This is a genomic window from Bacillus sp. SIMBA_026 (assembly GCF_046535335.1).
Taxonomy (GTDB): Bacteria; Bacillota; Bacilli; order Bacillales; family Bacillaceae; genus Bacillus; species Bacillus velezensis.
Genome location: NZ_JAWRWX010000002.1, coordinates 1,040,175 through 1,053,035, shown reverse-complemented (window position 1 = coordinate 1,053,035; position 12,861 = coordinate 1,040,175). Strand labels below are relative to the sequence as shown.

Genomic DNA, 12,861 nt, shown 5'->3' with positions numbered 1-12,861 from the left:
TATACTGAAAAACAGGGGGTGGCTGAGATGGAGACAGACAGAAATATCCTGACTGATGAAAAGTGGTGCGCAATCATACGCAATGATGCTTCTTATGACGGAGTATTTTATTATGCAGTAAAAACGACGGGGATTTTCTGCCGGCCTTCTTGTAAATCGAGAGTTCCGAATAAAGAAAACGTACTGGTGTTTGATACGGCTGATGCAGCGCTCGATAAACATTTTCGTCCCTGTAAAAGGTGCCGGCCGAACGGTCTTCGTCTTCCTGATGAAGAATGGGTTGCTCAAATCATTGAATACATTGAACGCCATTATCACGAATCCCTGACTCTGAGTGTACTGGCCGAAATGTGTCACGGCAGCCCCTATCATTTACAGCGGACATTTAAAAAAATCAGGGGAATATCCCCGATTGAGTATATACAGAAAATAAGATTGTCGAAGGCGGAACACCTTTTAAAGCATACTGATATGACAGTCATGGGGATCGCTCTGACTGTCGGAATTCCAAACACAGCGCATTTCGCGACTCTTTTTAAAAAGAGAACCGGGAGTTCGCCCACAGAATACCGAAAAACCGCCAAAATGGGACAGGGAGGTTTAATATGAGTAAAGAGCCTATGATCTATTGGACACTCTTCACACGGAATGATTGGAGCCTGTATACAGCCGCCACATCTAAGGGGCTTTGCTTTATAGGCTCAAATTATGGAAGCTTTGAAGAGTTTGAGCAGTGGGCAAAAAACTCACTGCCGCAATACCGATTGGCACGTGATGATGAAAAGCTGGCACCTTACACGGCAGAGCTGTTCGAGTACATTGAAAATGGCAGATCAGCTTTTTCAGTGCCGGTGGATCTTTACGGGACAGAATTTCAGCTTGCTGTATGGAAAGCGCTTATGGACATACCGTACGGCGAGACATACTCCTATTCGGATATAGCAGAAATGATTCAGAAACCGGCAGCCGTAAGAGCCGTGGGCGCAGCGATTGGAAAAAATCCGGTATTGATTACGGTTCCGTGCCATCGCGTCATCGGAAAAAACGGGAAACTGACCGGATTCAGAGGCGGTTCAGAAATGAAAAAGCAGCTGCTGGCGTTAGAGGGCGGAAACATTGAAACACTGGAATACCGGCTGAGCCGGACAGGAGGGATCACATGAAACTGATTTCTTGGAATGTAAACGGCTTGCGTGCCGTGATGAAAAAGATAGATATCAATACTTACGTTCAGGAAACGGAAGCCGATATTCTATGTCTGCAAGAAACAAAAGTACAGGACGGACAAGTAACATTACAGCCTGAAGGATATCACGCCTATTGGAACTATGCGGTGAAAAAAGGCTACTCAGGCACGGCTGTTTTTTCGAAAGAAAAGCCGCTGCACGTGCTCTATGGACTGGGGATTGACGATCATGATCAAGAAGGACGGGTGATCACGCTTGAATTTGAGAACGTGTTTGTCGTCAACTGTTACACGCCGAATGCCAAACGCGGATTAGAGCGAATTGATTACCGTCTTCAATGGGAAGCCGATTTTAAGGATTATCTGCAGAAGCTTGACCGGAAGAAGCCCGTGATCTTATGCGGCGATCTGAATGTCGCACACAGGGAGATAGACTTAAAAAATCCGAAAGCCAACCGGAAGAACGCCGGTTTCTCGGAGCAGGAGCGGGAAGCGTTCAGCGCCCTGCTGAACGCGGGATTTACCGACTCATTCCGCTACTTATATCCTGATCGGGAAGGCGCCTATTCCTGGTGGTCTTACAGGACGAACGCACGTGAGAAAAACATCGGCTGGCGGCTTGATTACGTCATTGTTTCAGACAGACTGAAGCTGCGGATCAGCGAAGCGGCCATTTGTGCCGATATCATGGGTTCTGACCATTGCCCTGTTGAAATGACAGTGGATTTATGATGAGATAGCAGTAAGAGAAATCCACTCTTGCTGCTTTTTTATCACCGAAAATGGAGGAGCACATGGCAAATATAAAAGAGATTGCGAAACTGGCGAATGTGTCGGTGGCTACCGTATCACGCGTATTAAACCGACACCCGTACGTATCTGAGGAGAAAAGGCGTCTTGTGAATCAAGTGATGAAGGAGCTGGATTATACCCCTAATCGAACCGCCATTGATCTGATTCGTGGAAAGACCAATACAATCGGCGTGATTTTGCCGTACAGCGACCATCCCTGCTTTGACAAAATTGTAAACGGTATCACGAAGGAAGCGTTTGCCCATGATTACGTGACAACCCTTCTCCCCACCAACTATGACCCCGCTATAGAGATGACCTATTTCGAACTGCTGAAAATGAAAAAGATTGACGGACTGATTGTCACGTCCCGCGCGAATGAATGGGAAACCGCCGTGCCTTACCTGGAATACGGCCCCATTGTCGCTTGTGAATATACACAGCATCAAGAGATTCCCTGCGCTTATAATGACAGGCAGGCAGCATACAGAGAAAGCTTTTTGTATTTGAAAAACCGCGGACATCATGACGTTGCTTTTACATGTGTGCGGGAAGCTGAAAAAAGCCCGAGTACGGCCGACAAGGTAACCGCATATAAGGCCGTTTTCGGCTCTCTTGATGAAACCCGCATTCTGGTCGGATGCCATGATATGGACGACGGAAAGCGGGCGGGTGAGCACTTCTGGGGTTTCGACAAGGCGCCGACGGCCATCTATGCGCACAGTGATGATGTGGCTGCCGGCTTGTACCAGTTTGCGAAAGAACAGAAATGGGACGCGGAGATCATCGGCGAGGGAAATCTGAGCGTCAGCCGGGCATTGAATATTCCATCCCTGGAACTTCATTTGGAACGGGTCGGAAAGGAAGCATTTTTATTGTTTTTTCACGAAGAAACGGCTAAAAAACAAATTATGCATCAATTTCAGCGGAAAAAGTCTTGAGCTGAAATGGGTTTCATGCTTTATAAATAGATTGAGAAAAAAAGGGAGGCGGACATATGCGAATTGAACATGCAGCGATATGGGTGAAAGATTTAGAACGAATGAAAGAATTTTATGAGAAGTACTTCGGCGCCAAGGCCAATGACCTTTATCATAATGAGAAAAAAGATTTCAAATCGTATTTTCTGACATTTGACTCCGGATGCAGGCTGGAACTTATGAAAAAAGGCGGCATTGATGAAGTTCCGTCACAGAATATGACCGGATGGGCGCATCTCGCATTTTCTACAGGCAGCAAGGAGCGGGTGAATGAATTGACGGAAACGTTTAAAAACGATGGATTTCAGGTTGTAAGCGGCCCGCGCGTGACGGGTGACGGATATTATGAGAGCGTGATAGAGGATGGGGAAGGCAATTTGATAGAAATCACAGTGTAACAGTGCGGGGGAACCCGCACTGTTTTATTGATTAAATTTGCTGTGCATTTGTTTTCGGACCGAAGAGGATTAACAGAACGGAACATAGAAGCCAGCAGCCGCCAATGAACAAAAAGACGCTGATGTAGCCGAGTTTAACTGCAATAAATCCGACGAGCAGGGAGCCGAATATATTGGAAAAACGGCCGAGCCCGTACGCCAGCCCGCTCCCTGCCGAGCGATATTCCGTAGGATACGGCTCCGATGTATATGCGTATAAGTTTGAGGTGAAGATCCGTTCCGTGACGTTAACGACAAATCCAAACACAATAATCATGACGGGAATAAACGTCATGCCGTATAACAGTCCGGCAATGGCAGTCAGAAAAGCGCTTGCGGCCAGAATCCATTTCCTTTGGAACGTCTCGGATATCATGGAACCGAGCAATGCGCCAAGCGGTGCGCCGACAGAGTGAAGCACATTATACCACAGCGTTTTTTCCATGGTGATGCCGTTGCTTTTCAGCAGGCTGGGCACCCATGAAGCAAAGCCGTAAAATCCAAAGGTTTCCAGAATCCATACCGCTGACAGGATGATGGTGATCTTTAAATTCCTGCCCTGAAACAGCCCTAAGTAGCCTGCGTGCTTCACTGTATGTACTTCTGCCGCCTCTTTTGGCGCGGGAAGCGGGCCTTTTTCTTTCTCTGCACGTGCTTCAAGACGGTTCATAATGGCGTTTGCCTGATCATATGCGCCCCGATTTTCGTGCCAGCGCGGCGATTCCTCAAGCCGGCGGATAAAAAAGAAATAAATGAGACCGGCCGCCCCCCATACGAATACGAGCCGCCACCCCCATGAGCCTAAAGGAATGACAAAAGCGGAAACAATGTTTGTGACGGGAACGCCGATCAGCCCGATCATGGCGCAAAGGGAGATGTATTTTCCCCGTACGGAGGATGGAAAAAATTCCGCCAAATAGCTGTTCGTCACAATCATGGCGGCCGCGACGCCGAGCCCGGTCAAGAATCGGAAAATCATTAAGGACGGAATGTCCCATGCCAGCGCATTCAGAAAAGATGAGATCGAAAAGACAAGGACAAAACAATTCAGCGCTTTTTTCCTGCCGATCCGATCGGACAGCCTTCCGCCGATGGATGCGCCTAAAAACATGCCCAGGAAGGATGCGGCCGTGATGTCGGCAATGGTGGACAGCTTCACGCCCCAATGCTCAATCAGCGCCGGAGCCACGTTGCTGAGCGTAAACAGATCAGCGAGATCAAAAAAATAGATGATTCCGAGAGCGGTTAATACTTGATAGTGCACACGTGAAATGGGGAGACGGTCTAATCGGTTCGCTACATTTGAGAATGTCTGATGTTTCATAAAAAACCCCCTGACTTTGCAATTGTAATCAGAAAATACTGTTAATTTATCTGACGAATACATTATAAAGGTCTTTTTTTGGCAAAAACAGAGTGTAAATAACCAGAGCCAAAGGAAACGGCATAGCGCTTTCTTCTTAAAATATATAACATTTCCTATATCTGTTTTTGTTTATATTGTAAAATGTTGAAGGAAAGGAAGTTGATGCATAAATATGAATACGTTTGTACGGCCCGCAGAGGGAAGAAATAGCGTATGGAGATATCTTCTTTCTCTGTTGGTCATTGTGGGTTTGTTCTTTTTCGGAAGCATACTGACCGTGTTTTATATGTTTCTCACGTCCGCTTTCAATCCTTCACTGACGATAAATTGGGATGAGGGGGCATTAAGTGACCCGCTGGCGGATATTTATTTACAGCATATCGTCTATTTCATAGCGATCCCGGGCATTTGGATAGCGGTTCGTTTCATTATGAAACGGCGGTTTTTATCCATCATCACACCGAATCAATCGCTGAACTGGAAGAGAATTTTCTTTGGATTCGGCACATATGTTGTGCTGATGTTTATCGCGGGGCTGATTGATTTTACAATTCATCCGGATCGTTTCTCGCTTCAGGAATTCCATGCTTCACGTTTTCTGCTCCTGTTAGCGGCGGCCGTCTTATTGGTGCCGATTCAAACCTCTGCGGAGGAATTTCTCTTTCGCGGTTTTCTGCTTCAGTTCGCCGGAAAATTGACGGCAAACGCGGTGGTTCTGACAGTCATTATCGGCGGATTATTCGGCGCACTTCATTTCGGAAATCCGGAGATGGAAAATGGAGCTCTCTGGGCGGGAATCGGATATGTCACCATCGGCATGATCTGGACCTTTATCACGATTAAAACGGGCAGTCTGGAGATGTCTCTTGGCGGTCACGCTGCCAATAATATGTTTTTATTTATCTTTCTCACAGAAGATCATTCGGTGTACGGCGGCATTCCGTCGGTATTTACAACAGCAGCCGGCGGCTATGAAATATATGATTGCATATCGACTCTGGTGATCAATATCATCTTCGTATGGCTCGCGTTCCGTTTTATGAAAAAAGAAAAGCAGCAGGCCGCCTAGGCTCTGCTGCTGATTTGTAAGGTGTTCATCGCTTCATCAATATCCGTCGTCGGCCTCCGGCAGGCGAAATTCTCACAAATGTAGACCGTTGTCTTCCCATCAATCATTTGATAACCCGCGGCAAAGTCAGAAATGCCAACAAGCTCATCCGGATGTTCTGCGGCGAGAATCGTATAGGCGGGAGTGAAATGCTCCTGAAGCGCCTCAATGAAACGTTTTCTGTCCGGGTCATCTTTCCTTCCGAAAACAACAATTTCTTTTTGGGGCATTGTATGTGCCAGTACGCTTTGCATGAAGAAAGCGTTGCTGCTCGGATAGGCCTCTATTTCCCGTTTGAACACGGAAAACATCGCTTCGGCTTTTTCAATCAGTGATATATCACCCGTCAGGCGGCCGAGACGAAGCAGCTGTACGGCAGCCGCGCTGTTTCCGGAAGGCACGGCCCCGTCATAAACCTCTTTTTCCCTGACAAGAAGGGTCTCAGCATCATTCCCCGTAAAGAAGAAACCTCCGTGCCGTTCATCCCAGAACAGCTCCAGCATGCTTGTACATAACGTTTTCGCTTTCTGCAGATAAGACGGATGAAAACCCGCCTCATACAATTCAAGGTAAGCCCAGATGAGAAAAGCGTAATCATCGATAAACCCTTTGTTTTTCACTTCGCCCTCGCGATAGCGGACCATGACGCGCCCGTCCGGCATGAGGTACCGTTCGAGAAAGCGGATGGCTGTTTCCGCCATGCTGAGAAAGTCAGGCTCGTGAAATACCTTTGCGGCTTTAGCCAGCCCGGCAATCATGAGCGCGTTCCATGAGGTCAGCACTTTGTCATCTGTATGCGGATAGCTTCTGTTTTCACGCGCTTCCAGCAATTTTGTTCTTGCCTCTTCAAGGCGTTCGGCCAGCTCATGTCCGGTGAGGCCGGTCTCTTCGAGGATGGCCTCGCGCCGCGTGAAAATGAGGTGCGGGATGTTTTCGCCTTCAAAATTGCCTTGATCTGTGATGTTATACACCTTGCAATAAAGCGGGCCGAGTTCATCACCGAGAAGATTCATGATTTCTTTTTTGGACCATATGTAATATTTCCCCTCACGGCCTTCGGTATCAGCATCTAAAGCTGAGAAAAAGCTGCCGTCTTCATGCATCATTTCCCGCTGAATAAACGTTACGATCTGCATCGCAATCTGTTTGTAGCGCTCATTACCCGTGACTTGATAGGCTTCCGTATAGGCAGTCAGGAGAAGGGCGTTGTCATACAGCATTTTCTCAAAATGCGGCACGAGCCATTCATTATCAGTCGAGTAGCGGGCGAATCCGAACCCGATGTGGTCAAAAATTCCGCCGTTCGCCATGCCGTCGAGTGTCTTGGTTACGCCGGCCAAAGCCTGTTCCTTGCCCGTATAGCTGTAGTAGCGAAGCAGAAACATGAGCATATGCGGCATCGGAAATTTCGGAGCCTGGCCGAACCCGCCGTACACCGTATCAAACCCGCCGGCCAGCTGGCGATACGTGTCATGAACCGCCTGTTCGCCAAGCATGCCCTCAGCCGGGTGAACCTTGACTTCAAGATGAGCGGCGGCGTTTTCAGCGATATCCTCGACATGCTGCCGGTCATTCGCAAATGTTTCGGACAGATGTTCAAGCACATCGATAAAGCCCGGACGGTTAAATTTGCTCGTCTTCGGAAAATACGTCCCCGCATAAAACGGCTTCTGATCTGGTGTGACGAACACGTTCAGCGGCCACCCGCCCTGCCCCGTCATCAGCTGGCAGATTCTCATATACACGGAATCCACATCAGGGCGCTCCTCACGATCAACCTTGATGGCTATGAATTTATCGTTTAACATACCGGCGATCTCTTCGTCCTCAAAAGATTCGTGGGCCATTACGTGGCACCAATGACAAGTCGAATAGCCGATGCTGACAAGAACCGGCTTGTTTTCGCGTTTCGCTTTTTCGAAGGCTTCTTCTCCCCAAGGGTGCCAGTTTACTGGATTGTGGGCGTGTTGAAGTAAGTACGGTGACTTCTCCGTGATTAAACTGTTGGGTTTGCTATTGTTTGGCATGGGCTCACCTTCTTTCAAGAAATATGATTAATAACATCTTGTTTAATCTATCCACTATTCAAAGGAAAAAGTCACATTTTTAAAATTATACTGTGGATAGTTATTTGACAAATGAATTTATAAACGCATCACACTTAATAAGTGCTTCACAAATAACAACTTTATAATAATTAGCCCCAAAAAGTTTACGGAATTTAAGGGATTCAGCGATTAGTTCATTTTTTATTTCCTCTCTATCGATAAACGAGGAGTGTATTATCGACGTCTCAATTTCTGAAATATATTCATTTGACTTTTTAATATAGCGTGTGAAAAGGCCGAGATTATAATAGTGATTATTAATTATCCTATACAATTTCGCATTAAAATTTAAAGGTCTTTCAATAAAAAAACTTATGGATGCTTCCTCCCCGTTATATTCAATATTTGCGTGTAAGAATCTAATGTTACGAGGGATATAATCAAAATATAAGTTCACAAATTGTCTTTCCTTTTCAACAAGCCATTTTGATCCCTTTTTTGTATTACATACTGGACAGCAAGGTACTAAATTCAATGGAAAAACACAAAACTCTGGAAAAGACTCTTTAGGTATATAGTGATCGCTTGTATTAGGTTCCCCAATCCCGCAGTATTGACATGTTGCTCCAAATTCCTTTGGTTGCATAGTGGAGATTTTTTCTGTAATTTCATTTAATGGTTTAGTGCTATTATTATATGAATGAAGAAGTGCAGCAATTTCTTGATCCGCGAATTCTCTTTTTTCGATTTCTTCTAAATTACCTAGAAGTTCTAAATATCTCTGATAGGATTTTGATATCTTATTTTTTAAAGAGAGCAACGTGTCTTTATTTGTGTTTCTCTTGCTATTTGCAATACTAATGTATCTATCAAGGTAGTTTTCATGTATTGATACTAAGTTACGCATACTAGGTGCAACTCCTATTTATCCTGCTGTCTTCTATAAAGACTTTTTAAATAAAATCTGGCATTTAGACTGAGCTTATGATCAAACATCTCATTCACTTGATTAAAACTTAATTCATTCGAGAGTTTATCCATGATATCTTTGTACAAAAACTTATCTTCTTCTACACTAAATACTTCATTTGTAATTACCGTTAGATTTTCTCCGAAGCTTTCTATTTGCAACTGATCAATTGTTGTTCGGTTATCAATTCTTCTAAAAACCCTTACATATCTAGATGGGATCTCTTGTATTATTTTAGGAGAGTGAGTTGCTATTACAGCGTACGAGTTAAACTCTTCTAATATACGATAAATCATTTTAATTAGACCTGAGATAGCGTTTGGATGAAGGTATAATTCAGGTTCATCAAACAGTATTAGGGTATTATCTTGAATGAAAGAAACAATATTTGTAATAACTAATAGCATCATTGTCTGTCCGGAACTCAATTTATTTTCATCATCAACAGTTGAGGATAAAAACTTTTTATAAATATCAATTGTTTGGCTATCAACTGTTTCCGAAAGTATTTCTTTCCATATTGCTTCTCTATTTAAACTTTTTAGATCCAAATAAGATCTAGTTAACCTTTTTCTCATATCATCTAAATTTATGTTGCCTTCCCTATCTCTAATTCCACAATATTTATAGCTTGTATATTTAGAGGAAATTACTCTATTAAAATGGTCAAATGAACTCATTGAAACTGTAATAACTCTACTGAATAACGGTCCTACCTCATAATTTATTGATCCGTCCTTATTAATTATGTTTAAGACTCCTTCTTCTTCACGATCATTATAGTTTCTACTTATTGTATTTGCTAGATGGGCTAATACTTCTGTTTTTCCTGTTCCATTTTTGCCTATCAAAGCATTTATTCTATAGGGCAAAAATTTATGTTTCTCAAAATCAAATACAATTTTATGAGATGTTTCAGCATTGGGAAGCTGACACTCAAAAAACACCTTACCTATTTCGGGATATTCTATATCCTCATTAGTTAAAATACTAGTTGCCTTATTCAAAACTAGCCTTGCTTCAGAGTTCCTTAATAGTGAGTTTTCAAATCCTTCTAATTCTCTGAATTGATCTAGAGTATGGGGCTTCTTAATAACATCATTTAGAGCGTTTAAAATTTCCTCGCCTTTTTCCAAAGCATTTATTTTACGATAATATTCCATTGTCTGACCCAAGGAGGTATAGCGGTCGTCTAACTTTGTAAAGTTGGAAGGTATCTTAGTTGTTGTAGAGTCATCAATTTCAAGAATTTTTACAATGCCTAATGAAAGTTCAGTACCATTTTCGTCATAATACGTAATATAAAAACTTGTTTGATAACCATAATCGTTCCAGTTATCACTTTTTAGATGTATACAAGGGTACTCAGGGTTATCCGGGATATAGTAACTATTATAAAACTGCATATGTTCTCCTTTTAAATTAAATCTTCTAATTATCTAAATAGAACTGAAAGCATTTCATAAGAAGTCAAACCTTACTCTTCGTGCGCTACTTCTTTTGTTTGCTAAAGATTTAAAAGAGGTTTGGGGATTATGAATACTTCTTGATATTTAAACTTTACACTTTCTTGTATTGTTTAAGGGTGCCACGGTCTAATTGATATTGATAAGTATCAAATAAAAAACTGACAACTGTCTTAGCTGAATTTACGGCTAGTACAGCATGGTGCTTGCTTGGATTCTTTGTTCGAGTGTGTCCATCACCACTAATATTTCTAATTTCATTAATTCCTTGAACGACTTTATTTAGGCCAGAAGCTACTTCCTTTAGTGATTTTTCAAGGGTCTGTTTTTGGGGGACTAAACCTAAATGTTCTTTAACTTTTTTAAACAATTCCGGGAATTTCAAATTTTTATCAGCTTCTGTACCTTCTATTATATAAAATAACTCTTTGCAAACCCCTTCTAATAGTGATTTTGCAGATGTAATAGCACCAGAGTAATCACCATCATCAATTCTATTTTCACACTTTTTTATATCCTCTATGATTGAATCGTAATTTAGCCTATCAGGAACGTTACATTGTACTTCAACAATTTGTACTTCTATGCTTTTTAGCTCCACATAATCTATTAAGGTGTTAAATTCAGAAGTTATAAACCCTAAATTTTCCATGTATTCTGTAGAACCGTATGTATCTAGCTCTAAAAATTGAATGAACTCTTCAATAGTTCTACATTTTTTAAATATAGGTGGAACTGCAACATTCATTTCATCATAAATTTTTAGAATGCTGATCCTAGCTTTCTTAAATTCATCATTGGTAAAATATTTTTCAAAGTCAAATTGTGATGTCTCTTCGTAGAATTTTTCAAATGTTTTTCTCAAACCTTCTTTGCAGCGTTCTAATAAATAAAGAGTATTATTTCTCAAAAAAATCCCCCCGCCTAGTTTCTTGAATGCCATTTTTTTCTTCTGGTTATTACTCTACCACAATTTTAGTGATGGTTGAGCTTAGCACTGTCAAGTCTCAAAAGTATTGCTATCCCCGCAAATAACACGCAAGTAGATAGCCTAAATGTACCCTTTTACATTAAGAATTGTAAATGGCTTTATTGATCTAACATAATGAAATTAATGTAAATGTTTGAATAATATCGTAAAGCTGCGAGGTGAGATTTTCTTGGATCATACATCTATAAAAAAAGAAAGGATTCCGTATGAAATTTTAATATCTAAGTTGAATTCATGGTATACCACCATAAAGAAAAAAATCCTTCCTCTAATTGTATTTGAAGCATTTTCAGTGCTTTTTCAACTTTCTTCATCCGTTCATCAATCATTTGTATTTTGATTGCCTTAGAATCTAAAGGCGTTCAGCAATTATTTCTTCCCGCCTAAGGTTATTATGAGATCCATCATAGAATTATAATTTAAGCCTCTGTTATAGCAACTGTTGCCTGGGTCTTTCCTATTGCAAGATTTAAGTTCCTTTTTCTGTTTTCGATCTTTTCTAATGGTCACTGAGTGAGTTCTTCAGCATAATGCACATTTAATCAAACTTGATAAACCGTGTCTTCGTTGGGCAAGGCTTTGTCTCTGGGTCAATTTTTCATTGGCTAAGTCCCACATTTTTTCATCAATAACGCAAGGTTTTATTGCATCCTTAACAATAATCCATTGTTCTTTAGATCTTATTTTCCCTTGGTGAGTATTCCTTCCTTTTAATCAGTTGGACACTATCTATCATTTGTAAATTTCAGAACGGACCATTCTTTCAATGCTTTTTCCACTAAATAAATTCCCTCTTTTAGTTCGATAACCTAACTGGTTTAGATTTATAGCAATATTATCGACACCCATTCCATCTAAAACTAACTGAAAAGCCAACTTGACACCCTTTGCCATATCCTTTTTTCCTTTCCTTAGCTGCGCCTTTATATTTTCATACTCCCAGTTATTTACGAACCCAGTGCACTTTAACGCTTGCCAATCTTCTTGTCTTAATAAACTCATAAATTTAGGTGTTTCAGCATCATCTCTAGTAACATGTGTAAGGTTAACAGATAAAACAGCATCAAAAAGGTTTTCTTTAATTTCGCAGATCATTTTTTGATACTCTGATCGATTTTCATCCATTGAACTTCCGACTTCTTGAAATAATTTGCTCTCCCAGTTGTTTTTTTCTGCAATATCTAACAAGCATTTTCTGTGTTTTGCTAGCGTTTTTTCAGTTTCTTCGCCTTCGTTATTGCGCGATTTTCTGAGGTATATGGCGACTCGTTTTATTTTGTCTTTCAGTTCCATATTAACCCATCCTTGAATTGTTAATATGATTTTTATAATAACAGAAGTATCATGATAATTACGTTTGTGAAGTTTTATTGGATAACTGCTAACTTATAAATTTTTGGAGGAAGTAATGGAAAAGGAAAAGTTGAAGGCAGATTGTGCTTTTTCAGTAAAAAAAGGAATATTGAAAAATGATACTATTTTTTAAAGTGTGGGTAATTATCATACAATGACTATTA

Annotated in this window: 12 protein-coding genes; 6 read left to right on the top strand and 6 right to left on the bottom strand. The window is 41.6% G+C overall.

Features of this window, described 5'->3' with window-relative positions; all coding sequences use genetic code 11:
* Positions 1-27 precede the first annotated feature (27 nt).
* From SB847_RS16095 to SB847_RS16075, 5 genes are all read left to right on the top strand, one after another.
* Positions 28-609 (top strand): bifunctional transcriptional activator/DNA repair enzyme AdaA, encoded by a 582-nt coding sequence (locus tag SB847_RS16095; RefSeq protein WP_410578019.1) that lies wholly within the window; start codon positions 28-30, stop codon positions 607-609.
* Positions 606-1,163: a methylated-DNA--[protein]-cysteine S-methyltransferase gene (locus tag SB847_RS16090; RefSeq protein ID WP_410578017.1), complete on the top strand. Its 558-nt coding sequence runs from the start codon at positions 606-608 to the stop codon at positions 1,161-1,163. The genes SB847_RS16095 and SB847_RS16090 overlap by 4 nt, the downstream gene beginning before the upstream one ends.
* Positions 1,160-1,918: an exodeoxyribonuclease III gene (gene xth, locus SB847_RS16085; RefSeq protein WP_410564384.1), complete on the top strand. Its 759-nt coding sequence runs from the start codon at positions 1,160-1,162 to the stop codon at positions 1,916-1,918. The genes SB847_RS16090 and xth overlap by 4 nt, the downstream gene beginning before the upstream one ends.
* A gap of 62 nt (positions 1,919-1,980) precedes the next feature.
* On the top strand, positions 1,981-2,919 hold the full coding sequence (locus tag SB847_RS16080) for a LacI family DNA-binding transcriptional regulator (RefSeq protein WP_105938201.1): 939 nt from the start codon (positions 1,981-1,983) through the stop codon (positions 2,917-2,919).
* Between the two features lie 56 nt (positions 2,920-2,975).
* Complete coding sequence (locus tag SB847_RS16075) at positions 2,976-3,356, top strand: VOC family protein (protein ID WP_032875338.1); 381 nt, start codon at positions 2,976-2,978, stop codon at positions 3,354-3,356.
* 31 nt (positions 3,357-3,387) lie between these two features.
* On the opposite strand, the gene SB847_RS16070 is transcribed toward SB847_RS16075, so the two are convergent.
* Positions 3,388-4,719, bottom strand: coding sequence for an MFS transporter (locus SB847_RS16070; protein WP_044802271.1), 1,332 nt, complete (start codon positions 4,717-4,719; stop codon positions 3,388-3,390).
* A 214-nt stretch (positions 4,720-4,933) separates the two neighbouring features.
* On the opposite strand from SB847_RS16070, the gene SB847_RS16065 reads away from it, so the two are divergent.
* The gene (locus SB847_RS16065; protein ID WP_410564381.1) at positions 4,934-5,830 is read left to right on the top strand and encodes a CPBP family intramembrane glutamic endopeptidase; all 897 of its coding nucleotides are present in this window, start codon (positions 4,934-4,936) and stop codon (positions 5,828-5,830) included.
* Here the strand turns inward: SB847_RS16065 and SB847_RS16060 are convergent.
* The 5 genes from SB847_RS16060 to SB847_RS16040 form a co-directional block, all read right to left on the bottom strand.
* The gene (locus SB847_RS16060; protein WP_410564379.1) at positions 5,827-7,896 is read right to left on the bottom strand and encodes a thioredoxin domain-containing protein; all 2,070 of its coding nucleotides are present in this window, start codon (positions 7,894-7,896) and stop codon (positions 5,827-5,829) included. The genes SB847_RS16065 and SB847_RS16060 overlap by 4 nt on opposite strands.
* A 100-nt stretch (positions 7,897-7,996) precedes the next feature.
* Positions 7,997-8,824: an HNH endonuclease gene (locus tag SB847_RS16055; RefSeq protein ID WP_410564377.1), complete on the bottom strand. Its 828-nt coding sequence runs from the start codon at positions 8,822-8,824 to the stop codon at positions 7,997-7,999.
* 14 nt (positions 8,825-8,838) lie between these two features.
* Positions 8,839-10,293: an AAA family ATPase gene (locus tag SB847_RS16050; protein ID WP_410564375.1), complete on the bottom strand. Its 1,455-nt coding sequence runs from the start codon at positions 10,291-10,293 to the stop codon at positions 8,839-8,841.
* A 154-nt stretch (positions 10,294-10,447) separates the two neighbouring features.
* Entirely contained in the window at positions 10,448-11,263 is an 816-nt protein-coding gene (locus tag SB847_RS16045) for an abortive infection family protein (RefSeq protein WP_410564373.1), read from the bottom strand.
* Between the two features lie 813 nt (positions 11,264-12,076).
* Entirely contained in the window at positions 12,077-12,637 is a 561-nt protein-coding gene (locus SB847_RS16040) for a recombinase family protein (protein ID WP_410564371.1), read from the bottom strand.
* Positions 12,638-12,861 lie beyond the last annotated feature (224 nt).